The sequence below is a fragment of the Halomonas sp. XH26 genome (genome assembly GCF_024138895.1).
Lineage (GTDB): Bacteria > Pseudomonadota > Gammaproteobacteria > Pseudomonadales > Halomonadaceae > Vreelandella > Vreelandella alkaliphila.
Window position 1 is genome coordinate 3,509,697 of sequence record NZ_CP071889.1, and the last position, 23,608, is coordinate 3,533,304.

General features: G+C 54.5%; 19 protein-coding genes. 10 read left to right on the forward strand and 9 right to left on the reverse strand.

All coding sequences use genetic code 11. The features are described from left to right. Positions 1–13 precede the first annotated feature (13 nt). From J4377_RS16125 to J4377_RS16135, 3 genes are read left to right on the forward strand one after another with little or no spacing between them, the layout of a single operon-like run. Complete coding sequence (locus tag J4377_RS16125; RefSeq protein WP_253486154.1) at positions 14–856, forward strand: FadR/GntR family transcriptional regulator; 843 nt, start codon at positions 14–16, stop codon at positions 854–856. A 50-nt stretch (positions 857–906) separates the two neighbouring features. Then, positions 907–2,196: a Zn-dependent hydrolase gene (locus tag J4377_RS16130; RefSeq protein WP_253486155.1), complete on the forward strand. Its 1,290-nt coding sequence runs from the start codon at positions 907–909 to the stop codon at positions 2,194–2,196. Between the two features lie 2 nt (positions 2,197–2,198). Further along, positions 2,199–3,608, forward strand: coding sequence for an amidase (locus J4377_RS16135; RefSeq protein ID WP_253486156.1), 1,410 nt, complete (start codon positions 2,199–2,201; stop codon positions 3,606–3,608). 8 nt (positions 3,609–3,616) lie between these two features. Here J4377_RS16135 and J4377_RS16140 read toward each other — a convergent pair whose 3' ends face one another. Then, positions 3,617–3,919, reverse strand: coding sequence for an antibiotic biosynthesis monooxygenase (locus J4377_RS16140; RefSeq protein ID WP_253486157.1), 303 nt, complete (start codon positions 3,917–3,919; stop codon positions 3,617–3,619). Between the two features lie 170 nt (positions 3,920–4,089). Between J4377_RS16140 and J4377_RS16145 the strand changes: the two genes are divergently transcribed. Next, the gene (locus tag J4377_RS16145) at positions 4,090–5,670 is read left to right on the forward strand and encodes a cryptochrome/deoxyribodipyrimidine photo-lyase family protein (RefSeq protein WP_253486158.1); all 1,581 of its coding nucleotides are present in this window, start codon (positions 4,090–4,092) and stop codon (positions 5,668–5,670) included. A gap of 9 nt (positions 5,671–5,679) precedes the next feature. On the opposite strand, the gene gabT is transcribed toward J4377_RS16145, so the two are convergent. Both gabT and J4377_RS16155 read right to left on the reverse strand, forming a co-directional pair. Beyond that, the gene (gabT, locus tag J4377_RS16150) at positions 5,680–6,951 is read right to left on the reverse strand and encodes a 4-aminobutyrate--2-oxoglutarate transaminase (protein WP_253486159.1); all 1,272 of its coding nucleotides are present in this window, start codon (positions 6,949–6,951) and stop codon (positions 5,680–5,682) included. Between the two features lie 11 nt (positions 6,952–6,962). Then, entirely contained in the window at positions 6,963–8,414 is a 1,452-nt protein-coding gene (locus tag J4377_RS16155) for an NAD-dependent succinate-semialdehyde dehydrogenase (RefSeq protein ID WP_253486160.1), read from the reverse strand. A gap of 140 nt (positions 8,415–8,554) precedes the next feature. Here J4377_RS16155 and J4377_RS16160 point away from each other — a divergent pair, with 140 nt between their 5' ends. Continuing rightward, a complete protein-coding gene (locus tag J4377_RS16160; RefSeq protein WP_253486161.1) occupies positions 8,555–9,973 on the forward strand; it encodes a PLP-dependent aminotransferase family protein in 1,419 nt (472 codons plus the stop codon). 75 nt (positions 9,974–10,048) lie between these two features. Further along, positions 10,049–10,714: a lysozyme-like domain containing protein gene (locus J4377_RS16165; protein ID WP_253486162.1), complete on the forward strand. Its 666-nt coding sequence runs from the start codon at positions 10,049–10,051 to the stop codon at positions 10,712–10,714. Positions 10,715–10,839: 125 nt separating this feature from the next. On the opposite strand, the gene J4377_RS16170 is transcribed toward J4377_RS16165, so the two are convergent. The 5 genes from J4377_RS16170 to J4377_RS16190 form a co-directional block, all read right to left on the reverse strand. Beyond that, entirely contained in the window at positions 10,840–11,391 is a 552-nt protein-coding gene (locus J4377_RS16170; protein ID WP_051626371.1) for a cupin domain-containing protein, read from the reverse strand. Between the two features lie 163 nt (positions 11,392–11,554). Beyond that, a complete protein-coding gene (gene nhaC, locus J4377_RS16175; RefSeq protein ID WP_253486163.1) occupies positions 11,555–13,009 on the reverse strand; it encodes a Na+/H+ antiporter NhaC in 1,455 nt (484 codons plus the stop codon). A gap of 259 nt (positions 13,010–13,268) precedes the next feature. Further along, complete coding sequence (locus tag J4377_RS16180) at positions 13,269–14,768, reverse strand: aldehyde dehydrogenase (protein ID WP_253486164.1); 1,500 nt, start codon at positions 14,766–14,768, stop codon at positions 13,269–13,271. Continuing rightward, the gene (locus tag J4377_RS16185) at positions 14,768–16,144 is read right to left on the reverse strand and encodes an aspartate aminotransferase family protein (protein WP_253486165.1); all 1,377 of its coding nucleotides are present in this window, start codon (positions 16,142–16,144) and stop codon (positions 14,768–14,770) included. Before J4377_RS16185 ends, J4377_RS16180 begins: the two co-directional genes overlap by 1 nt. Positions 16,145–16,179: 35 nt before the next feature. Continuing rightward, entirely contained in the window at positions 16,180–16,986 is an 807-nt protein-coding gene (locus tag J4377_RS16190; RefSeq protein WP_038478694.1) for a gamma-glutamyl-gamma-aminobutyrate hydrolase family protein, read from the reverse strand. 266 nt (positions 16,987–17,252) lie between these two features. On the opposite strand from J4377_RS16190, the gene J4377_RS16195 reads away from it, so the two are divergent. Beyond that, a complete protein-coding gene (locus J4377_RS16195; RefSeq protein WP_253486166.1) occupies positions 17,253–18,641 on the forward strand; it encodes a glutamine synthetase family protein in 1,389 nt (462 codons plus the stop codon). Between the two features lie 212 nt (positions 18,642–18,853). On the opposite strand, the gene J4377_RS16200 is transcribed toward J4377_RS16195, so the two are convergent. Continuing rightward, the gene (locus J4377_RS16200; RefSeq protein ID WP_038478700.1) at positions 18,854–20,146 is read right to left on the reverse strand and encodes an FAD-binding oxidoreductase; all 1,293 of its coding nucleotides are present in this window, start codon (positions 20,144–20,146) and stop codon (positions 18,854–18,856) included. A 358-nt stretch (positions 20,147–20,504) separates the two neighbouring features. On the opposite strand from J4377_RS16200, the gene J4377_RS16205 reads away from it, so the two are divergent. The 3 genes from J4377_RS16205 (at position 20,505) to J4377_RS16215 (ending at position 23,570) form a co-directional block, all read left to right on the forward strand. Beyond that, on the forward strand, positions 20,505–21,695 hold the full coding sequence (locus J4377_RS16205; protein WP_038478703.1) for a Xaa-Pro peptidase family protein: 1,191 nt from the start codon (positions 20,505–20,507) through the stop codon (positions 21,693–21,695). A gap of 208 nt (positions 21,696–21,903) precedes the next feature. Next, positions 21,904–22,275, forward strand: coding sequence for a hypothetical protein (locus J4377_RS16210; RefSeq protein ID WP_038478706.1), 372 nt, complete (start codon positions 21,904–21,906; stop codon positions 22,273–22,275). Between the two features lie 176 nt (positions 22,276–22,451). Continuing rightward, the gene (locus J4377_RS16215) at positions 22,452–23,570 is read left to right on the forward strand and encodes an alkene reductase (RefSeq protein ID WP_038478709.1); all 1,119 of its coding nucleotides are present in this window, start codon (positions 22,452–22,454) and stop codon (positions 23,568–23,570) included. Positions 23,571–23,608: the final 38 nt, after the last annotated feature.

Here is a 23,608-nt window from a genome sequence, read left to right on the forward strand (position 1 = left end):
AAGGAGTGTATTGATGGCCAAAGCCCCTTTTTCAACTACTAGTTCAACGGCTAGTTCAACTACTAGTTCAACCGTAAAGCGTCGCCCTAAACTCGCCGAGCTTATCAGTGATGATATCAAACGCTGGATTGCATCGGAGGGGCTCGGTGAAGGTGATCGCCTGCCAAATGAGCGAGCTCTGATGGAGCTCTATGGCAGCGCCAAAGCCACTATACGCGAAGCGCTTAAGATTCTTGAGGTTGAGGGGCTAATCACTTTAAAAACCGGGCCTCAAGGAGGGGCCGTTATTAATCAGCCGGGCATGGAGCCCGCCAGCCGCATGCTACGCAACTTTCTGCATTTCCAACAGTTAGATGGCAAGCAAGTGTATCAATTGCGCAAGCTGTTAGAGGTCGAGCTGGCGGCATCCGTCGTCGGCCGACTCTCGGAAGAGGACTTTCAACAGCTTGAAGCGAATATAGCAGCCTGCACTTGCTGTGGCGGCGAGGAAGACCATAAGCGCCAGCGCTTTTTAGAGTTGGAGTTTCACCAACTGCTGGCGCGCACCTGCCCTAATCCACTGTTGGCGTTTATATGCCAGTTTTTAAACGACATGCTGCGCGACCTAGTCGTGATCAAAAAAGCTTACGTGCCTGAACGTAAGCAGTTCGATCACGCTAACCAGGACTATCACCGGCAGTTGCTAGATGCCTACCGAGCTGAAGATACCTCGCGTGTCCGTCAAGTGATGGCCGAGCATATGCTAGATGCAGAGCATCACATGAGTGCGCTAGAAGCCGAAATGGCCGCACAAATGCTAGTCAGCAACGACCTACTGGGCACTCTAGCTCATCGCTCCAAACTATATGACTTATAAATGGAAAAACGCGTGCTGTAGCACCCTTTTCATCCTGGGAGGATACTAAATTGACTACCTACATAACGCCAACAAGCGCGCTCACTAACCTTCGCACCGACAGCGACCGTCTTTGGCAATCGCTGATGGACATGGCGAAGCTGGGCGCGACGGCTAAGGGTGGCGTTAACCGACAGGCGCTGACGGATCTTGATCGCCAGGGACGCGATCTATTTATCCAATGGTGTCGTGCAGAAGGCTGCACCATCCGCATTGATAATATCGGTAATATTTTTGCCCGCCGGGAAGGCAGCGACCCAACAGCCAAAACCGTCATGGCGGGCAGCCACTTGGATAGCCAGCCCACTGGTGGGAAGTATGACGGCTGTTTTGGCGTACTTTCAGGCCTAGAAGTAATCCGAACGCTTAATGAACACAACATCACTACAAAATCGCCCATTGAAGTCGTTGCGTGGACTAACGAAGAGGGTTGTCGCTTCCCACCCTGCATGATGGGTTCTGGGGTATTTACTGGCGTGCTTGAATTTGACGCCATGATGGCGCGCACCGACGCCGATGGCATCACGGTGAGTGATGCACTGGATGCCATTCACTATCGTGGTAGCGATGAGGTCTCACCCAGTGAGATAAAAGCTTACTTTGAACCACACATCGAACAGGGGCCGATTTTAGAAGATACCGACACCACCATCGGCGTGGTTATCGGTGGGCTTGGTCAAAAGTGGTTTGATTTAACCCTAACCGGGCTTGAAGCCCACGCGGGTCCCACGCCAATGAATCTAAGGCGCGACGCCATGATGGGCGCGGCAGAAGTCACCCAAGCACTTAACCGAATTGCCTTTGATCATCAGCCCCACGGGCGCGGTACGGTTGGTTGTATGTCACTACATCCTGGCTCGCGTAACGTTATTCCAGGCCAAGTTAAAATGACCCTGGATATGCGCCACTGGGAGCCAGAAGCCCTCATCTCAATGAGTCAATCCTTAGCGACGGCGGTCGAAGAAATTTGCCAACGGCATGGGCTGGAATATGAATTAACGCCCACCGCAAATTTTGCCCCTGAGCACTTCAATAAAGCCTGTGTTGATGCAGTGCGCGAAGGGGCCGAGCAACTCAACCTATCGCACATGGATATCATCAGTGGTGCTGGTCACGATGCTATGTTCGTCGGCCGTGTAGCCCCCGCAGCAATGATCTTTGTGCCCTGCAAGGACGGCATTAGCCACAACGAAATTGAAAGCGCCACTCCAGAGCATGTTCACGCTGGCTGTAACGTCCTTCTACATGCCATGTTGAATGCGGCCAGTGTTGAAGATAGCGTTAGTAACGCTGGGGAGTAACAATGACGGAGACATTTGAGACACTCACAGCTGTGGAAGCATTAGCCCGCTTCCGCAAGGGGACTCTTTCCCCAGAGGCGCTGGTAAACGACTGCTTGGAGCGAATTGCCCGCGACAACCCAAAGGTCAATGCGTTTACCTGCGTGAACGAGATAGAGGCTCGGCGCTTGGCAGAAGAGTCGGCCCAGCGCTGGCAGGCAGATAAACCCAGCGGCCCGCTAGACGGCATTCCTGTCTCCATTAAGGATTTAACCTTAACGAAAGGCCTACCGACACGCCTGGGTTCAACCACTACTCCATCAGACGGCCCTTGGGAGGTGGATGCGCCAATCAGCCGTCACCTTCGCAATGCTGGGGCCATCGTCATTGGCAAAACGACTTCGCCCGAGTTTGGCTGGAAAGGCGTCACTGATAACCCCCTGCACGGCATTACCCGCAACCCGTGGAATAGCGCACTGACGCCCGGGGGATCATCCGGCGGCGCAGGGGCAGCGGCAGCGCTTAATCTAGGTCTATTACACCAAGGCAGTGACGCGGGTGGCTCTATCCGCATCCCATGCAGCTTTACCGGCACCTTTGGCATAAAGCCAACCTTTGGTTGGGTTCCCCAGTGGCCCGCCAGCGCCATGAGTACACTTTCCCATTTAGGGCCAATGACCCGCACAGCGGCCGACAGTGCGCTAATGCTTAGCGTGATGGCGCAGCCAGATGCCAGGGATGGTTACTCCGGCAATCCCCTTGGGCCAGACTGGCTAACGCCGCCTCCTGCTAACCTAAAGGGCTGGCGCATCGCCTATAGTGCAGATCTTGGCTACGTAGAAGTAGCCTCAGACATTGCTCGAAAGGTAGAGGAAGCCATTGCTTATTTCGAAGAGCTGGGCGCCACAGTAACTCGCGTTGATCCTGGCTTTAGCGATCCAATCAAGACGTTTAACACCCTCTGGTTTGCAGGTGCTACCCAAGCGCTAGAAAAACTGGACGAACAACAGCAGGCATCACTCGACCCAGGGTTTCTCGATATTGCCCGACGCGGACAGGATGTATCGCTTTCCGACTATCTCGCCGCACGGCGTCAGCGTAGTGAATTAACCGCTCAAATGGCAGCCTTTCATGAACGCTATGACTTGTTGGTTACACCCACGATGCCCATCTCCCCCTTTGCAGCGGGCCATAACGTACCACCAGGGGGAACCTACCGAGACTGGATGGACTGGACGCCGTTCAGCTACCCCTTCAATCTCACCCAGCAGCCCGCTGCATCCCTTCCTTGCGGTTTGGATAATCAAGGGCTGCCAGTAGGCCTTCATTTAGTAGCGGGCAAATATCAAGACCTCAAGGTGCTGCATGCCGCCCAATTACTTGAGCGCTACTTGCCACCGCTGACACCACCCGCGATTGCCCAAACAGTGTGAAATATGGCTTATAGTACGACGTCATACCCCTCAAACTTAGGTGGGCCAAGATAGATACCTTCCGGCGCCTTGGCGTTAGCATGAGCCTTGCGGAACGCTTCTGACTTGGTCCAGGCGCGGAAGGCTTCTTCTGATTCCCACACACTGTGGGAGATAAACACGGTGTGGTCTTCCTGGCTTTCGCCCTGCAGCATTTGGAATTGTGTAAAACCCGGCACTTCATCCAAATGAGAGTCGCGGTTGCGCCACACCTCTAAAAAATCCTCTTCGCGGCCTGGGGCAATCCGAAAACGGTTCATGGCGATATACATGCACTCTCTCCTATTGAGTTTGTCTAACACGCTAGCGTAGCGGCCTGCCGCTTACGACGTCTATCCCTTGATGGTAACGTCATGGTTTTATGACGAATAAGCTGTATGGCAAATAAGTTCTATGGCAAATAGGCGTTACGCCGAGCAAACCCCAACCATCAGGATACGGCATGGCTAAGGCACCCATCCAGGTCGTTTGGTTCAAACGCGATATGCGCATTCATGATCATGCGCCGCTTTCCAGTGCATCGGCGGCTGGCCCTGTGCTGCCTGTTTTTGCGATTGAACCTAGCCAGTGGCAAACACCTGATAGCGCCCTGCGCCACTGGCAGTTTGCCGCTGACGCTCTAATCGACCTTTCCAACGCATTGGAGACCATTGGCCTACCGCTATGTATTTGGCAAGGTGATATTGTCGATTTGCTGAACGCCCTAAAAGCTCACTACGGCCACATTGCCCTTCACTCTCATCAGGAAACGGGCAACGCCTGGAGCTTTGAGCGGGATAAACAGGTGCATGCTTGGTGCCAAACCAACGGTGTAGCTTGGCGGGAAGCCCTCCAGCACGGTGTAGTACGAGGACTTAGCAGCCGCTCTGGGCACCAAACCCGTTGGGAGAGCCACTGGGAAACGCTGATGTCTGCCTCGACCTGCCACGCGCCGCAAAACGCCCAAGCAGCCCCAGGCTGGGAAGCCTTTCACCACCTTAACGTTCAGCAACTACCTACCTTAACGCTGGGATTTGATACCACACCCTGCCCCCAGCGCCAGCGGGGCGGGCGCAACGAAGGCCGCGCACTGTGGCGTAGTTTTGTGCAAGCACGCGGGCGGCGTTATCGCGGCTCGCTGTCTAAGCCGCTGTTAGCGTGGGAGTTTGGCTCACGGATTTCACCGCATTTGGCCTGGGGCACGCTTTCCATGCGCGAAGTTGTCCAGTCGTTACGCCGTCAGCGGCAGAAGCATGCCGATGATACCGCCTGGGCCCGCTCACTACGCGCCTTCACCTCGCGACTTTACTGGCACTGCCACTTTATTCAGAAGTTGGAAAGTGAGCCAAGCATCGAGCATCAAACGCTGCACCCGGCGCTGCGCGGCCTGCGGGAGCGCGATCCCAACCACCCCAACCTCATTGCCTGGAAGAACGGCCAAACCGGCGTGCCGCTAGTCGATGCCTGTATGCGCAGTCTTATCGCTACCGGCTGGCTTAACTTTCGCATGCGCGCCATGCTGATCTCCCACGCCACCTTCGGCCTGGGGCTGCACTGGTATGAACCCGCGCTGCACTTGGCACGTCTGTTTACCGACTTCGAACCGGGCATTCACTACCCCCAGGTGCAGATGCAAGCAGGTGCCAACGGCACTAACGCGCTGCGGGTGTATAACCCGATTAAACAAGCGGAGGATAACGACCCCACAGGCGAGTTCGTCGCCCGCTGGGTGCCAGAACTAGCGCCCCTGCCCTTCGAATGGCGCGCCAAGCCCTGGGCACTCCCCGAAAGCCTACGCCAGAGGTTCGGCTTTCAACCCGGCGAGCACTATCCGCTACCCCACGATTTTGAAGCCGAAGCGCGGCACTGGAAAAAGATGCTATACGAACTAAGACGCACGCCAGAGGCCAGGGAATCCAGCCAAGCCATTGTGGATAAGCTCGCCAGTCAGCGACGACCTCCCGCTAAGCGCGCTAAAAAAGCAAAACCCGCCAATCGCCAGCAGCTTTCGCTGTTTTGCGATGACGGGCTGGGTGATGCCTAGAAGGACGGTTTAGCTAAGCGCTTCTAGAGACTCCTCGATAATGCTCAAGCCCTCTTCCAGCACTGCAGAAGAGACCGTCAGCGGCACCAGAATGCGGATGCTGTTGCCGTAGAAACCACAGGAGAGCAGGATCAGACCTTTCTCGCGAGCTTTGGCACAAAGGGCACCGGTGAGTGCTGTATCTGGCTTACCTTCGCTATTGAGCAGTTCAAAAGCAGCCATGGCGCCTAACTGGCGGCCGTGGGCAACGGCGGGGAAGCGCGCTTCCCACACCGCAAAACGCTCGGCCAGCATCTTGCCCATCTGTTCGCTGCGCGCCAGGATATCTTCTTCTTCGATTACCTCGATGACCGCCAGCGCCGCTGCGCAGGAGAGCGGGTTGCCGCTGTAAGTGCCACCCAGGGAGTTGGGGCCAGAGGCGTCCATCACTTTGGCACTACCCACAACCGCCGATAGCGGCATGCCGTTCGCCAGGCTCTTGGCGGTGGTCAGGATGTCCGCTTCAATACCGCTATGTTCGAGCGCAAACAGCTTGCCGGTACGGGCAAAGCCAGACTGCACTTCATCGGCGATCAGCAGAATACCGTGCTCATCACACAGCGCACGTAGCGCTTTCAGGTAATCCGGTGAGGCGATGTAGAAACCGCCCTCGCCCTGTACCGGCTCAATCACGATAGCCGCCGTGCGATACGGGGCAATATCGGTTTTGAACAGCGTACGAATGGCGTCTAACGACGCTTCTTCGCTGATGCCGTGCAGCGGGTTGGGGAACGGTGCGCGGAAAACATCACCCGGCATAGGGCCGAAGTCGTTCTTATAGGGCAGTACCTTACCGGTCATGGCCAGCGTCATCATGGTACGGCCGTGGAAAGCACCGTCGAACGTGATAATGCCTGTACGACCAGTCGCCGCGCGGGCGATCTTCACGGCGTTTTCCAGCGCTTCCGCACCGGTATTAACCAGCATTGCTTTACGCTCGGGGCCACGCACCGGCGTCAGTTCACAAAGTTTTTGGCACAGCTGCACGTAAGGGGCGTAGGAGATCACCGCCGCGCTGGTGTGCATGACTTTCTTGAGCTGCGCTTCAACTGCCGCGACAATTTTCGGGTGGCGGTGGCCCAGGTTTAATACGCCAATCCCCCCCGCAAAATCGATCCAACGGTTGCCATCGGCATCCCATAACTCGGCGTTTTCAGCGCGCTCGGCAAACTGGGTGGTAGGCGTGGCGGCACCGTTGGCCACATAGCGATTTTTCAGTTCGTTCAATTCTTGGTTATTCATCATCGTTTTCCTTATAGACCGCCAACGCAGACGTATTTCAGTTCAGTAAACTCATCTAACCCGTGGTGGGAACCTTCGCGCCCCAACCCAGACTCTTTCACGCCGCCAAACGGCGCCAGCTCGGTAGAAATCAGGCCTTCATTGACACCAACCATGCCGTATTCCAACTGCTCCATGGTGTGCCAGATACGGCGGTAACCCGTGGCGTAGAAGTAGGCCGCCAAGCCAAACGGGGTATCGTTGGCCATGGCGATCGCTTCTTCATCACGCTGGAAACGGAACACTGGCGCGACGGGTCCGAAGGTTTCTTCATCGGCCACCGCCATCTGGGTGGTTACGTCAGCAAGCACCGTGGGTGTAAAGAAGCGCTCGCCTGCGGCGTGGGGCTTGCCACCGCAGAGCAGTCGCGCACCATGATTCACCGCGTCGTCAACGTGACGCTGTACTTTTTCCACCGCCGCTTGGTTAATCAGCGGGCCGATGGAGCAGCCTTCCGTTAAACCATCGCCGACCTTCAGCGCGCTAACTCGCTCGGTCAGCTTGCTGACGAACGCATCGTAAACACCGTCCTGCACCAGGAAACGGTTGGTACACACGCAAGTTTGCCCGGCGTTACGGAATTTTGAGGCAATCGCCCCCTCCACGGCGGCGTCCACATCAGCGTCATCAAAGACGATAAACGGTGCGTTGCCGCCCAGTTCCATGGCGGTTTTCTTCACTGTGCTAGCGCACTGAGCGAGCAGGTGTTTACCCACTGGGGTCGAGCCAGTAAACGAGACTTTACGCACCCGAGAGTCGGTAGTGAGCACTTCACCCACCGCTGCCGGTTTTGAGGCGGTAATCACGTTAATGGTGCCGGCTGGCAAGCCCGCTTCAAGCGCCAAGTAGGCCGTTGCCAACGCGGTTAACGGCGTGGCTTCGGCGGGCTTAATCACCACGGTGCAGCCTGCGGCCAAGGCCGGGGCGCACTTGCGGGTAATCATCGCCAGGGGGAAGTTCCACGGGGTAATTGCTGCCACTACGCCGACCGGCTCACGCAGCACCATTAGGCGCTTATCCGCGCCGTGACTGGGTAGGGTTTCCCCAGCCATACGCTTGGCTTCTTCAGCGAAAAACTCAATAAATGAGGCGCCGTAAGTCACTTCGCCCTTGGCTTCTGCTAGCGGCTTGCCCTGCTCCAAGGTCATCAAGCGGGCTAAGTCATCGGCGTGTTCATTGATCAGCTCAAACCAGCGGCGCAGCAATGCCGAGCGCTGTTTCACTGGTGTTGCGCGCCACGCGGGCCCGGCGGCATACGCTGCGGCCACTGCGTCGCGGGCGTCATCAGCGCCTAAGTCGGCAACCCGGGCAATCGTCTCGCCGGTTGCGGGGTTATCGACGGCAAAGGTCTGTTGCCCCTTGCGCCACTCGCCACCCACCAGGGTGGGTACTGCATCGTGTAACCACTGTTCGATAAAGCTCATGATCTTCTCCTGATCTGCAACATGGTATGCACGCTAGCAGTAATGCGCTGGTGAACGAATGCACCACTTTCGCGTTCAACCAGACCACTTTTCTGTTTTACTATCTAAACGGGGAGCATCATGACAATAAGAGGATGTGAATGGACCGCCAGGACGTGTTACAGCAGCTTGTAAAACACTATGCGCAGCAACCTGAGCGTTTAAGCAAACAAGTACGACTGGAGCAGGCATTGAGGCAGGCGGTTACTAAGGCGTGGCCGAACCAAACTCGATTGCCGTCGCACCGTCAGTTGGCATTAACGTTGGGCGTTGCCCGACATACGCTAGCGGTGGCGGTTTCGACACTTGTTGAAGAGGGACTGCTAACGACATTTCATGGCAAGGGCACCTGGAGTTGTAAGAAAGAGGCTTCTGTCGCTCCCACGTCACAGAGTGTTCAGCTTTCAAAACGTGCTCAGCAAGTATTGCGTTGGCCTGGCGCCAGCACCGTGCAAAGCGGTGCCTTTGTGCCTGGCATACCGGATATCGCCCAGTTTCCAATGCGCAAGTGGCGTCAGCTGTATGCCAGCGTCACCGTGCCACAAAATGCCTTATTGCTCTCTTACTCTACCGGTGGCTATGGGCCGCTTAAGCGCGCAATCCGGGAGTTTCTGGCGCGCTGGCGTAATATTCATTGTGATATCGAACAGATCATCATCACCGATGGTACCCATAACGGTATTGAGCTATGCGCCATGGCATTGGCCGATGTAGGCGATACCGTGGCGATGGAGTCGCCCTGTTATTGGGGGGCGCGCAACGTATTCACAGCCACAGGGCTTTCGATTGAGATGCTGCCTTGGTTTTCCGATAGTGGGCATGTGTTTCCGCAGACGACCGGTAATATTGCGCTCGCGTATTTGACCGGCTCTCATCACTATCCTCTTAGCGTGCCCACACGCGCTGCTCATAAGCAGCAGCTCTGTGATGCTTTATCGCCCACCTATGTAGTAGAGGATGACTACGAATTCACCCGAGACGATCACACTAACCTGCTGTTTGATCCCAACTCGGAACGCCATTTACTGGTAGGCTCGTTCTCTAAGATGATGTTTCCCGGCCTGCGGCTTGGCTATTTGGTGGTGCCACGCCATTTGGCAGGGCCAATGAACCGCTTACGCAGCGAGTTATTTCGCGAAGGCCGTATGCTTGATCAAGCGGTATTGGCGCAATTTATTTTTGATGGTGACTTAGACGTCTGGTGTCGCCGCATCCAGCGCGACTATTTAGGCCGCCAGCAGGTGCTGCACGACCAGCTCAGCTCACTACCCAAAGTACGCAATGTGTCCCCCCCGACTAGCGCGATTAGCTTGTGCGTTGAGTTTGAAGCAGGGGTTAATGATGTAGCACTTGCCCAAGCATTGCTCAAAGAACACTTGATTGTTCGCCCGCTAAGCCCCGTGTGCGCTGACAAGGACTCACGGACAGGATTGGTAATGGGCGTGGGCATGCTATCGGGAGAGACATTAGTGCGTGAAGCCCAACGGCTGCGCCGCTGTTTAGAGTTACTACTTCGCTAGGCGGGGTAGGCTTAGAACGTGTTCAGCATCACACTGTATGCCTAGTTACAAAAACTTATTCACAAGGATTTTGCCATGCGCCACCCTGTTGATAATTCGGTGCTCTTCTCAACGCTTCGCCTATTGATAGCGCTGTGCGCTGTACTGGTTGTTTCAGGCTGCGCAACCTTTGCTCCTAACCCGCCTGAAGATCAGAGCAATATTTGTGAAATCTTTCGTGAGCAGCCGAGCTGGTATGACTATGCCCGGGAATCAGAAGAGAAATGGGGCACACCTATTGCCACACAGATGTCATTCATTCAGCAGGAATCTTCATTTCGCAGCCATGTGCGCCCGGACCGCAAATATTACCTAGGCTTTATCCCCGGCCCACGCCCCTCCTCCGCCAAAGGCTATGCCCAGGCCCAAGATCCCGTTTGGGAGGAGTATGAGGATCAAGCGGGCAGCCTGTTTGCCCGCAGAACCCATATGAAGCACGCTACGGATTTTATTGGCTGGTATAACCGCCGCTCACAGCAGCAGGCAGGTATCTCGCTGAGTAACCCTGAACACCTTTACTACGCTTACCATGAAGGCGCAGGTGGCTACCAGCGAGGCTCCTACCGCAGCAAACCCCACGTGCTGCGTGCAGGCAGCCAAGTGTCTGCCCGCGCTAACCGTTATCAAGCGCAGCTCAACGCTTGCGAAGCAGAGTTTCAGTGCCGCAAGTTTTATCAGGTCTGGCCGTTTTGTCGTAGTTAAGAGCCCCGCTCATGTGTCTAATGAGCGGTTTGGCAGGGGTGTTAGTGAGTGGTGTGTTTTGAATATCACTGCTGTCTGGCGTGTTTGGCATGGTCAAACAATAAACGGTAGCCATGCCAGTAATATCAGAACGCCTTACCGGGCGTAGCGCAGCTAATTATCTTGCAGGGGGCATCACTAATATTTCGGAAACGATGCGGAACGCTTGTCTTGAAATAATAAGACTCCCCCGGCCCTAAGCGCCTGGCGGTGCTGCCAACAATGATTTCAATCTCGCCTTCTACGACAAAGCCAGCCTCTTCACCGTAGTGAGTAATCATGGCTTGCCCAGTGTCCGCACCCGGCAGATATCGCTCCACCATAAACGCCAGCGCACGGTTAGGCCGATTTGCCCCGACAAGTTTGAAGGAAATATCGCCGGATGCGATATCAACCAAGTCATCCGCCGAATAGAAAATCTGCTCCTGACTATCAAGATCCATCGTAAAAAAATCACCGACGCTCATAGAGAATGCGTTTAGGATTTTCTTCAGGGAACTGACTGATGGGCTAACTTTTCCTTGCTCTATTAGCGAAAGACTTGAGTGGGTGACCCCACACAACTTTGCCAGTTCACGCTGCGAAATCCCTCGCTGCTTGCGCAAGGAGCGCAAGCTCGCACCCACGTCATCCGACATGCTTTTTTCACTCCCTATCAATAAGTAAATTAAATTACGTTGGCGGTCTATTGATGGGCACATAATAGCGCAAAAAAAACCCCACGGCTGTGGGGCAAACTCTCAATTAACGTGGCGTTTTGAAAAATAATCGTTTTAATCAGCTTCAGCCATTCTGTTCCGTTCAGGCGCTACGAACTCCCGCTAATCCCGAGTCGCCACTTACCGTTTTCGGCCCATCTTCATAGGCGATACGGAAGCCGGTAAAGCCATAAATAATCGCGAACATCGGACTCAGCAGCGCCAGAAAGGCGTAGGGCGCATAGCTAAAGGCACTGACCCCAAGCGTGGCAAACATAAAGGCACCGCAGGTATTCCAGGGCACCAGTGGTGATGTCATGGTGCCTGCATCTTCCACTGTGCGAGACAGGTTTTTCAGTTTGAGCGAGCGACGCTTGTACTCGCTGGCATACATACGGGCAGGCAGAATAATACTGAGATACTGATCGCAACCTACGACGTTAGCGGCCATCGATGTTGCTACCGTGGTAGCAATCAGGCTGCCAGTGGTCTTGGCCAGTTTGAGCAGACTTTCCACGATGGTGCGAAAGAACCCTGCTGACTCAAGAATCCCGCCAAAGCTCATCGCGATAATGATCAGCGAAACCGTCCACATCATGGCGCTAACGCCGCCGTTAGTTAGCAGGTCGTCCACCGTAACGTTTCCAGTATCTACCGCGTAGCCTTCCACAAAAATAGTAAAGCTATCGCCTAACGGGACGCCCTGAACCACAATCGCACAGACAATCCCCATCAGCGAGCCAACAGAAAGCGCGGGAATGGCGGGTACTTTCTTGATCATCATTACGATGACGGCCGCTGGCACCAGTAGCAGCCAGGGGCTAATGATAAACAGCTCATTGAGGCTCTGCTGTAACTCGGCTACCTGTGCCGCGCCATCACCGGAAGGCGTCATGTTCAGGCCGATAATGGTGTAAAGCACCAGAGCAACCGCTAGCGCAGGAACCGTGGTGTAGAGCATATAGCGAATGTGTTCAAACAGATCAACACCGACCACACCTGGCGCCATATTGGTGGTTTCGGAAAGCGGAGAAATCTTGTCGCCAAAATATACGCCGGAGATCACGGCTCCCGCGACCATTGCTGGATTAAGGCCTAGCCCTTCACCAACGCCCATCAAGGCGATACCAATAGTGCCAGCCGCCGTCCAGGCATTGCCACCAGCCAACGATACCAAACAGCAGATTAAGCACGCCGCGACCAAAAAGTAATCCGGTGCCAGAATACTCAGGCCGTAATAGATCATCGTGGGCACAATCCCACCGGCAATCCAGTAGCCAATAATGGTGCCGATAATGATCAGAATGACAATCGCCTGAGTCGTCAGGCCAATAGAGCGCATGATACCCGCTTCAAGCTTTTTCCAGCGGCTACCCGTCGCAATGGCCACCGCCGTTGCCACAATCGCACTTAAAAACAGCGGCAAGTGCGGATCCGTTTCGAAGTAGCCAATAAATACGCCCAAAGATGCTGCCATAAACACAATGGGGATCATGGTCGCTTTTAAACTTGGCCGTGGTATTTCCTGATCTTCCTTAACAGTGGTGTCGGTCGACATAATGTCCTCACTCAGCATTTGCTTGTTGTTGGTGTTGATAGTGATGTAACCGCGTTAGAAGCCGTTGTGCTGGTCATCGCTGAGACCATTGCAGAGACCATCGCAGAGATTGTTATTACCTTTCTGATACGGCGCTCAGGCACAGGGAAGCCATGGCCAGAGCCACCGTTTATACGGCGGCGTCTGGCGCTGTGGATGACTCAAATCAATACGTGGTGATGCCTTTAATCGCTGTTCGCGGGTCACGAACAAAAATGTTTTAAGGGCTAAGCGACATCCATACCGTCTTCACTTCACAGTATTTCTCCTGTGCGTGAAGCGATTTATCGCGTCCATTGCCCGACTGCTTAACACCGCCGAAAGGAACGGTCTGATCGATACCGGCCCAGTTATTCACATATACCTGGCCGGATTGCAGCCGCCGAGAGACCCGCATGATGCGGTCAATATCTTGACTCCAAACGCCGGCAGCCAGGCCGTAGTCGCTGTCATTGGCCAGAGCAATCGCTTGCTCTTCGCTGTCGAACCCAAACACACTCAGCACAGGGCCAAATATTTCTTCGCGGCCAATGCGCATTTCGGGAGTCACATCATCGAAGACCGTAGGCGGCAGGAAGTACCCATTGGAATCGCTAGGTTCGCCGCCCAGTTTCAGGGTGGCACCTTCGCTTTCGCCTTGGCGAATATACTCCAGTACTCGTTGGTACTGCGCTTCATCAACCATGGCACCCATGAAGCTACCTGGATCGAGCGGATCTCCCGGCTGCATATGCTCAGCAGCTTTCACTACCCGAGCCACAAAATCTTTGCGAATGCTGTTTTCCACCAGCAGGCGCGAACCGGCAATACAGACTTCGCCTTGGTTGTGGAAAATAGCTTCCGCAGCGCTTTGGGCGACGGCATCTAGGTGCTGGCAGTCAGCAAAAACGATATTGGGGCTTTTGCCACCGCACTCCAGAAACACGCGTTTCAAGTTGGATTGTCCGGCGTACTGCATCAGCTGTTTACCCACGCCAGTGGAGCCGGTGAACGCCAGACCATCAACCTGCATGGAAAGTGCCAGAGCCTTGCCCACCGTATGGCCGTACCCTGGCAGCACCTGAAAGACGCCATCGGGAATACCCGCTTCCTTGGCAAGGTGGGCCAAGCGCAGCGCTGACAAAGGTGATTTTTCCGACGGCTTGAGAATGACGCTGTTGCCCGCCGCCAGTGCCGGAGCAATCTTCCACGACGTCATCATTAGTGGGAAATTCCACGGCACAATGGCAGCGATAACGCCCATTGGCTCGCGCAGCACCAGCCCTAGCGCACGATCGCCAGTAGGAGCCACTTCACCGTAAAGCTTGTCGATACACTCCGCTTGATAGCGCAGACAGGCGACGGTGCCTGCCAAATCCCCTAGCGAACTGGAAATCGGCTTGCCCATGTCCAACGTATCTAACAGCGCCAGTTCATCGCGGTGTGTCTCTACCAACTCGGCTAAACGCAGTAGCACCCGTTTGCGCTTACTTGGGTGGCAACGTGACCAGACACCACTTTCAAAGGTTGCACGGGCTGCTTGCGTCGCAAGCTCAGCATCTTGCGCATCGCAGCTGGCTACCTCAGCAAGAACATGTCCGGTGGCAGGGTTGATACTGCTCAGCGTGCTGCCATCAGCGGCAGCGACAAACTCACCATTAATGAAAGCGCGCGTTTCAAAGCTCAGTGATGCGGCTTTTGATTGCCAGTCGGCGAGGGTTTTCGGTGTATCTGCCGCCATTATGCACTCTCCATAGGGTGTGTTATCGCCAGCTTTTCAGCGGTTTTATCCAACGCCAAACGCGCCTTACTGACCAATTCATCGATTTCATCGCGGGTGATAATTAGCGGCGGAGACATCACCATCGTATCGCCCACTGAGCGCATCACCAGGCCATGCTCAAAGCACAAATCACGACACAAGTTGCCCGCGGAAAGAGACTTATCGAAGCGTTCACCGGTGCTCTTGTCGGCGACCAGTTCTAGTGCCCCAATCAAGCCCAACGAACGGGCTTCACCCACCAGCGGATGCTCAGCCAGTTCCTGCCAACGCTTAGCCAGATAGGGCCCCAATTCATCGCGGACTTTCTCGACTACCCGTTCACTTTCCAGCAATTCGAGGTTTTTAAGCGCAACCGCTGCACAGACCGGGTGACCAGAGTAAGTAAAACCGTGGAAGAACTCACCGCCGTCTTCGATCAGCGTATCGGCCACTCGATCTCCCACCAGCACCGCGCCAATGGGCAGATAGCCCGACGACAATCCCTTAGCAATCGGCATCAGGTCAGGCTTTAACCCATAGTGAGTACTGCCAAACCACTCGCCTAAACGCCCGAACCCGCAAATCACTTCATCGGCAATCAACAGAATGTCGTACTTGGCCAACACCTCTTTCACCGCAGGCCAATAGCTGTCCGGCGGAATGATCGCACCGCCTGCGCCCTGCACCGGCTCAGCAATAAACGCCGCCACCTTGTCTTCACCCAACGCCAGAATTTGCTCTTCCAACGCTTTGGCACACTGCTTGCCAAAGGCTTCCTGGCTCATATCGCGCCCTTCACCAAACCAGTAAGGCTGGCAAATATGGCTAATCCCCGGCACACACGGGCCGCCTTGATCATGCATCGGCGCCATGCCGCCAAGGCTCATGCCCGCGACAGTTGAGCCGTGATAACCATTTTCACGCGAGATGACCCATTGCTTCTCCGGCTTGCCTTTGATCGCCCAATAGCGCCGCACCATGCGCAGCACGGTATCATTGGCTTCAGACCCGGAACCCGTGAAAAACACATGATTGATATGCTCGGGTGCCAGCTCACTCAGTTTGGCGGCTAGCTTTACCGCCGGAGGATGGGTGGTTTTAAAGAAGTTGTTGTAATACGGCAGTTGCTGCATCTGCTCGCTGGCGGCATCAACCAACTCCTGTCGCCCGTAACCGAGATTGACACACCAAAGTCCCGCCATACCATCAAGAATACGATTGCCTTGGCTGTCGTAAATGTATACCCCATCGGCGTGGGTGATGATGCGGCTACCCTCTTCGCCAAGTGATTTAAAGTCAGTGAATGGATGAAGGTGGTGTTGGCGATCCAACGCCTGATAGTCCTGGGTCTGCATAGGTCGGCTCCTGTTCAAGTCGTTGCAACAAGCATTCAGCTATTAACTGGCTGGGCGGCGCGTTGGGTACGATGCTGACGGCAGGCCGCCGCAAACCCCTGAAATAGTGCGTCATAGAAAGGATGTTCTTTAGGACGCCACTCGGGGTGCCACTGCACAGCCAGGGCGAAAGCAGCAGCGTCGCGCACAGAAATTGCTTCAACTAATCCATCAGGTGCCCAGGCTTCTGCATCCAGACCTGGTGCAAGCTGATCAATCCCCTGCTGGTGCAGTGAATTCACCTCAGCATGCTCGCTGCTATAGAGCGCCGCCAGGGCGCCATCCGGGCGGATCTTTACCGTATGAGAGGGCGCATAATGGCCCGCCATGTCGTCAGCGGGCGGCTCACGATGATCGAGCATGCCTGGTAGCGTTTGAACTGCCTGATGCAGGGTGCCTCCAAAGGCGACATTCATTTCCTGAAAGCCGCGACAAATGCCAAATAGAGGCAACGCCTGACGTAACGCCTCGTGCACCCAGCAAAGCGCCGCCTCATCGCGCCGTGCGTCAGCACGGGTATTCTCTGGGGCGCGTTCAGCCCCATAGCGGTCAGGAGCGACGTTGGTATAACTGCCAGTTAGCAGCAAGCCATCCAGGCTGCCCAACAGAGCAATGGCCTGTTCAGCATGCTGCTCGGGCGTCAACGTATCGGCGGCTAACACAGGAAGAATCACCGGCGTGATGCCGTAGTGGTAAAGCGCCTGCAGGAATTTATCGGTCACTATCTGCGCGGGATGGCCTTCCACTTCTCGGCAGCAGGCGATAACACCCACCAGTGGGCGTGGGGAATGCGTTGCTTGCATAGTCAAACCACTTTGTCAGTTGTTATGTTTTATTCAACAGTCACTTCAACATAGCGTGGCTTGTTTTATTTTCCAATAGCAAAATAGCATTTTTATGAAAAAACATATTAAACTATTGATAAACAAAGAATTAAAAAACACATCCGTTACCGACAAAAAATAATGACACTATTTTTGTTATTAAATATTTGACACAGGCGGCTGCCGAAGCAAGGATACTGTTAGCAGAAACACAACTAAAACGGCATAAAAATAAGGTACAACGTATGTCCTCTGCCAATAACACAGACGCTCAAAACGTAGCCTCGGACTTTCTTGACAGTCACCCAGAGATCACCAGCATTGACCTGTTAATCAGTGATCTTAACGGTGTCATTCGTGGTAAACGCATCCCTAGCGATAACCTTGGCAAAGTGTTTGAAAAAGGCATCTATTTGCCTGCTTCGGTATTTGCGTTGGACATCAATGGCAACACCGTTGAAGAGACGGGGCTGGGGCTTTCCAGCGGCGACGGCGACCGCGTATGTCGCGCCATTCCCGGTACGCTCAATCCGGTCACCTGGATGAATAACAACCAGTATGGCCAGCTATTGATGACCATGGAGGAGATGGACGGCGCGCCATTTTTTGCCGATCCTCGCCAGATTCTGCGACGCATTCTTGAGCAGTTCTCCGAGCGTGGTTTAACCCCTGTCGTCGCCCTTGAGTTAGAGTTTTATCTGGTTGATCGTTTACGCGACGAAGAAAACTTGATTCAGCCACCGCAGTCTCCCTGCAGCGGCGAGCGGGCCACTCAAAGTCAGCTGTATTCGGTGCTTGAGCTAGACGAGTACGCTGAGTTTATCAATGACTTGCAGAGTGCCGCCCAGGCGCAAGGCTTGCCGCTGGATACGGTATTGAAAGAGTGTGCACCCGGCCAGTTTGAAGCCAATCTGATTCACACAGATGATGCGTTAAGCGCCTGCGACCACTCGGTACTACTCAAGCGATTGATCAAGGGCGTTGCATTAAAGCACGGTTTTGAAGCTACCTTTATGGCCAAGCCTTACGGCTTAGAAGCGGGTAGCGGCACCCATGTTCACGTCAGCTTGGTAGATAGCAACGGACACAATATCTTTGCCGAAAACGGCGACGATCCGCTGGAGAGCACCGCACTGCAACACGCCGTAGGAGGACTGCTGGAGCTGATGCCAGACTCCATGGCACTGCTGGCTCCCAACCTCAACTCGTTCCGCCGTTTTCAGGAAGGACTCTATGTGCCCTTGGCACCTACCTGGGGATACGATAACCGCTCTGTGGCCATACGCGTTCCCGCCGGGCCAAAAGAAGCGCGGCGCATAGAACACCGCGTAGCGGGTGCCGATGTTAATCCCTACCTGTTACTGGCCACCGTACTGGCCTCTATCCACCATGGCCTAACTCAGCAGACTACACCTGCGGAGCCAATCATCGGCAACGCCTATGACCAAATCGCACCTCAGCTAACTAACAGCTGGACCCAAGCGCTGCACCTGTTGAACAACAACCGCGTACTTGGCGAACAGCTTGGCGAAGACTTTATTGAAGTGTTCATTGCCAACCGCCAAGCAGAGCGCGCCGAAACCATGCGCGAAGTTAGCGCCATGGAGTATGACTGGTACCTGCGCCACGTATAAGCTGATAAACCACCAATAGAACCCACCAAGAGAATAGAGAGAGGCGCTGCTCGGCGTCTCTCTTTTATTGCTTCTGCCTATCTTATGCTGCTATCCCCGTCCTTCTATTAGCTTTTTATTCCGTGTTATCCGTGAGCATCCGTGGCAAATAAAAACGGGCTGACGAACGTATTCGCCAGCCCGCTTCCAAGCAATCCTCAAACTAATCAGCGCTAAACTGCCAGCCGGTCACGCATGGCGTAAAACCACGCTCCCATCGCGGAAAGCGGAACACGTAACAACCGTCCACCGGGCATTGGCAGATGGGAAATCTGCGCAAAAGCTTCAAAACGCGTCTCTTCACCGCTAATCGTTTCTGCCACTAACTTGCCAGCCAGATGAGAGCACGTTACCCCGTGGCCAGAGTACCCCTGGGCGTAGTAAACGTTGCTATTAATGCGGCCAAACTGCGGCAGGCGGTTGAGTGTCAGCAAAAAGTTACCGCTCCAGGCGTAATCGACGCGGACATCGCCAAGCTCTGGAAAAGTAGCCAGCATTTTCGGTCGAATAGCTGCCTCAATACTGGCGGACTCCTGCCCGCCATAGTTCACTCCGCCGCCATATAGCAAACGGTTATCGGCGGTCAGGCGGTAGTAATCCAAGAGATAATTACAATCCTCTACCGCTTTATCGTTAGGTAGTAATCGTGCTGCTAACTCTGCAGACAGCGGCTCAGTGGTAATGATCTGGGTGCCGCACGGCATCGCCTTGCTTTCCAGCTTGGGTAGCAACCCTTGCAAATAGGCATTGCCAGCCATAACGACCCGTTGAGCGGTCACGCGCCCCTTGGGGGTATGCAGCGTCACCGGTTCACCGTGCTCTACGCGAGTCACAGGGGAGTGCTCAAAAATCTTGCCACCCAACGACTCCAACGCCGCCGCCTGCCCCAGCACCAAATTGAGAGGGTGAAGATGCCCACCAGAGTGATCTACCAATGCCCCCACATAACGATCGCTGCCTATTTCTCGTCTAACCTCTTCACCTTCCAACAGCTCAAGTTTCTGATGGCCGTAGCGCTCCCATAAGGCTTTTTGCTCCTTTAAGCCTTCCCACTGCTTCTTGTTACAAGCGGCAAACAAGTTGCCTTCTTTTAGGTCGCAGTCGATCTGATACTTTTCAATGCGCTGACGGATAATCTGGTTACCCTCAAATGCCATTGCACCCAGCGCCCGAGCGGTTTCAGCGCCGTTTTGTTTCTCAATAACATCCATATCACGGCTATAGCTATTAACGATCTGGCCACCGTTGCGCCCGGACGCCCCAAAGCCAATCGCCACGCTTTCCAGCACCACTACCCGATGACCACGCTCCGCCAAATGTAGTGCTGCAGAGATGCCCGTAAAGCCAGCCCCCACGACACAGACATCACATTCAACATCCCCCTCCAGCATGGGCCTTTGAGATGTGGAGTTTGACGATGCCGCGTAGTAAGACGCGACATGGCCAGAAGACGCTTGAGGTTGCATTTGCCACCTTCCTTTTGTTGATTATTTTAACCAACTCGATCATATAGACCGACGTACAAATGCGCAAGCAACAGCATTCAATGGGCTTACAGAGGCGAACAGCACCTTTTTCCATAAGATAAATGTTATTAAAAAAGCAACACTCGGGCATAAAACACACGTTCATCACGCTGAAAACAGTCACCACACGTTTTTATGCACCGCTCCCATTGAGGGCGAGATTTCATGCTTCCTGTTTGCGCCTTATTACCGGGTACGATTGAGGCACAACTCGCTGCTATTGCTAGCGTTGATAACCACAGCGGCGTAACGCTAGAGCAGCTGCCTATACTCACCATAGCCCCCACCGGAGACCGCTATGGATTATCAACACTACCGCACCGCCCTTGCCGAGACGCTTGCCCAAAGTGAGCTGCCCTTTGCGCCTGCCGAATACCAAACGCGCCTAGACAAAGTGCGCCATGCAATGACACAACGCGGGCTAGATGCATTACTGCTCACCGACCCTGCCGACATTAACTACTTAACCGGCTATCACACCTTCGAGGTATCGGTACACGCCTGCTTAGTGTGCACACCTACACAGCTGGTACTGCAGGTGGCATCCATTGAAACAGGGGCGGCAGTGGTCACCGCCCGTGTCGACGAAATCATTGGTTACCGATGGGAAAACCTGGATGAGATCATTACACCGCTCGCGGACTTACTCACTTCTTGCAAGCAAATTGGCATTGATGGCTGGAGCAGCGGTTTGCGAGTGGGCGTGATGGACGCGCTGGCCCGCTCAGTAGGTAAAGAGCGCTTCTGTGAAGCAGGCGACCTGCTCGATACGATTCGCATTGTTAAAAGTAGCGCCGAACTTGAAATGCTCAGCGAAAGTGCACGAATTACTGCGGCAGGTTTAGAAGCTGCGATGGCCGCTATTCGCCCTGGCATGACTGATAACGATATTGCCGCTATCGGTGCTCAAGCGCTGCTAGAGAACGGCAGCGAGTTTATGAGTTTGCAGCCTATCGTGACCAGTGGGCACCGCATTGGGGTGATTCACGTGAACCACAAGCGCCGCGTCATACAGCCCAATGAACCGATATTTTTAGAATTCGGTGCCGCTTACCAGCGCTATACCGCGCCGATGATGCGCACTGCCGTGACTGGAAAACCTAGTGCTGAATTAACCGCCACCCGCGACTTGTGCCGTTCGCTGTTCGAATCGCTATGCAGTTATATGAAACCGGGCCACACCTTTGATGATGCCGCGAAGGCAGCGGATGCATTGCTGGCAACTACCCGTGATCAACTGTTCTTCTCGGGGGTGTTTGGCTACGCGGTGGGTGCGCAGTTCCCTCCTAGTTGGGTTGAAGGCACCGGCTATATTGCCCAAGGCCTACATCGTCCCTTCGAAGAGAACATGGTCTTCCACTTACCGCTCTGCCTTCGCGTTCCTGGCCAGTGGGGCGTAGGGATCAGTGATACCGTGGTGGTCACTCAACACGGCGCCGAGCCACTCACTAACAACGACTGGCAGCTTTATCAGGCAATGGATAAGTAGCGAATAGAGAACCACACTTATAGCCCAAGATTGACAGTACGATTAACCAGCGCTATCGTCACCAAAGATGCAAATGAGAAACACTATCTTTTCATGATCTCATTTATCTGAGGTGACGATCAGTTGAGGTAACGATAAGTACTATGAATGAGCTCTATGAGTAAGTTCTATGGATAAGTACTAAGAGTAAGCACTATGGATAAGTACCATGACTAGTGAACAGCGCCAGCTTCGCCAAACGTTGATTTTTCTACGCACCTCTTTCGAAGCAGTGCAACACTCGATTGCCGGTCGGCTAGACGACCCGCTGCCCTGCTGGCTAGACACCAGCATGCTCACCCTACTGTCACGGGAACTAACCCGCTGCAGCCAACAAGCGAAGCCGCTCTTCGCCCCTCCCGTCACCGAGCAAATATTCATTGCCTCACAGCAGTGTGACTTACTCCTCAAGCAGTGCCCCGGCGTGCTGAGCAGCGCCGTTTGCCACCGCCAGTTAAGCGCTATCATGCTGGCGCTGACCAACGCTATTGAACAGATCAATACGCCAGCCAAGCGTCGCTGGCCTTGGCAGAGAGCCTAAGCAACCCTTTACCTATACTCCGGTTTATTGCGTTGCCGGGGGTTTGTTTTGCCTTCAAAAACCTTATCCCATGACTGCGCCGTAGCGGCTGGCAATTACTGAGTTAGCATTTACTAGTAAACTGGTCTATTCTGTTCGCCACGATTTAATTGACCGCTTCCAAAAGGAGTCTGTTCATGGCGTATGAAGCGCTTTTCACCCCTCTTCAATTAGGTAGTTTGTCGATCCCAAACCGAGTCATCATGGCTCCCTTGACACGCTCGCGCACCCCAGACAGCGTGCCGGGCACCTTGCAGGAAGCCTATTACGGCCAACGGGCAGGCGCAGGGCTGATTATTAGTGAAGCAACCAACATCTCCCCCACAGCCAAGGGTTATGTGTATACACCTGGCATTTGGACGGATGAACAAGAAGCTGGCTGGAAAGGCGTGGTGGATGCAGTGCATGCCAAAGGTGGTCGTATCGCGCTGCAGCTGTGGCACGTTGGGCGTGTGTCACATGAAATGGTGCAACCAGATGGACAACAGCCTGTTGCCCCTAGCGCGCTAAAAGGCGAAGGCGCTCAGTGCTTTGTTGAATTTGAAGACGGCACTGCTGGTCAGCACCCCACTAGCACGCCTCGGGCACTGGAAACCGATGAGATCCCCGGCATTGTTGATGACTACCGCCAAGCGGCTGTTCGTGCCAAACGCGCAGGCTTCGACATGGTGGAAGTCCACGCGGCTAACGCTTACCTACTTAACCAGTTCCTGGCGACCGGTACCAATCAGCGCACCGACCAGTACGGCGGCTCGTTGGAAAACCGCGCGCGCTTCCCGCTAGAGGTGGTCGATGCGGTAGTTGAAGTGTTCGGTGCACAGCGCGTGGGCATTCGCTTGACGCCCTTTATCGAACTGTTCGGTCTGACTGATGATGAGCCAGAAGCCATGGCCTTCTATCTGGCAGAGCAGCTGTCCAAACGCGGCTTAGCCTATTTGCATTTAAACGAGCCTAACTGGATCGGTGGCGATATCACTTTCCCTGATGGCTTTCGTGAGCAAATGCGCGAGCGCTTTAATGGCAGCCTGATTTATTGCGGCAACTACGACGCAGAACGCGCGGAGTCACGCATTAATCAAAACACCGCCGATGCCGTAGCCTTTGGCCGCCCTTATATCGCTAACCCCGACCTGCCGGAACGCTTCCGAGTGAATGCCCCCCTTACCGAGCCGAACCATGAAACGTTCTACGGCGGTGATGAAAAGGGCTACACCGATTATCCGTTTATGGATAACGGCTACGATCGTATTGGCTAGATTTCTTGTTAAGCCGGAACCCTTATGAACGAAAAGCA

Excerpts from the sequence above, each read along its gene's own strand:
- J4377_RS16125 (WP_253486154.1), top strand. The coding sequence starts at position 14 with ATGGCCAAAGCCCCTTTTTCAACTACTAGTTCAACGGCTAGTTCAACT.
- J4377_RS16135 (WP_253486156.1), top strand. The coding sequence starts at position 2,199 with ATGACGGAGACATTTGAGACACTCACAGCTGTGGAAGCATTAGCCCGC.
- J4377_RS16140 (WP_253486157.1), bottom strand. The coding sequence starts at position 3,919 with ATGTATATCGCCATGAACCGTTTTCGGATTGCCCCAGGCCGCGAAGAG.
- J4377_RS16145 (WP_253486158.1), top strand. The coding sequence starts at position 4,090 with ATGGCTAAGGCACCCATCCAGGTCGTTTGGTTCAAACGCGATATGCGC.
- gabT (WP_253486159.1), bottom strand. The coding sequence starts at position 6,951 with ATGAATAACCAAGAATTGAACGAACTGAAAAATCGCTATGTGGCCAAC.
- J4377_RS16155 (WP_253486160.1), bottom strand. The coding sequence starts at position 8,414 with ATGAGCTTTATCGAACAGTGGTTACACGATGCAGTACCCACCCTGGTG.
- J4377_RS16160 (WP_253486161.1), top strand. The coding sequence starts at position 8,555 with ATGGACCGCCAGGACGTGTTACAGCAGCTTGTAAAACACTATGCGCAG.
- J4377_RS16165 (WP_253486162.1), top strand. The coding sequence starts at position 10,049 with ATGCGCCACCCTGTTGATAATTCGGTGCTCTTCTCAACGCTTCGCCTA.
- J4377_RS16170 (WP_051626371.1), bottom strand. The coding sequence starts at position 11,391 with ATGTCGGATGACGTGGGTGCGAGCTTGCGCTCCTTGCGCAAGCAGCGA.
- nhaC (WP_253486163.1), bottom strand. The coding sequence starts at position 13,009 with ATGTCGACCGACACCACTGTTAAGGAAGATCAGGAAATACCACGGCCA.
- J4377_RS16180 (WP_253486164.1), bottom strand. The coding sequence starts at position 14,768 with ATGGCGGCAGATACACCGAAAACCCTCGCCGACTGGCAATCAAAAGCC.
- J4377_RS16185 (WP_253486165.1), bottom strand. The coding sequence starts at position 16,144 with ATGCAGACCCAGGACTATCAGGCGTTGGATCGCCAACACCACCTTCAT.
- J4377_RS16190 (WP_038478694.1), bottom strand. The coding sequence starts at position 16,986 with ATGCAAGCAACGCATTCCCCACGCCCACTGGTGGGTGTTATCGCCTGC.
- J4377_RS16195 (WP_253486166.1), top strand. The coding sequence starts at position 17,253 with ATGTCCTCTGCCAATAACACAGACGCTCAAAACGTAGCCTCGGACTTT.
- J4377_RS16200 (WP_038478700.1), bottom strand. The coding sequence starts at position 20,146 with ATGCAACCTCAAGCGTCTTCTGGCCATGTCGCGTCTTACTACGCGGCA.
- J4377_RS16205 (WP_038478703.1), top strand. The coding sequence starts at position 20,505 with ATGGATTATCAACACTACCGCACCGCCCTTGCCGAGACGCTTGCCCAA.
- J4377_RS16210 (WP_038478706.1), top strand. The coding sequence starts at position 21,904 with ATGACTAGTGAACAGCGCCAGCTTCGCCAAACGTTGATTTTTCTACGC.
- J4377_RS16215 (WP_038478709.1), top strand. The coding sequence starts at position 22,452 with ATGGCGTATGAAGCGCTTTTCACCCCTCTTCAATTAGGTAGTTTGTCG.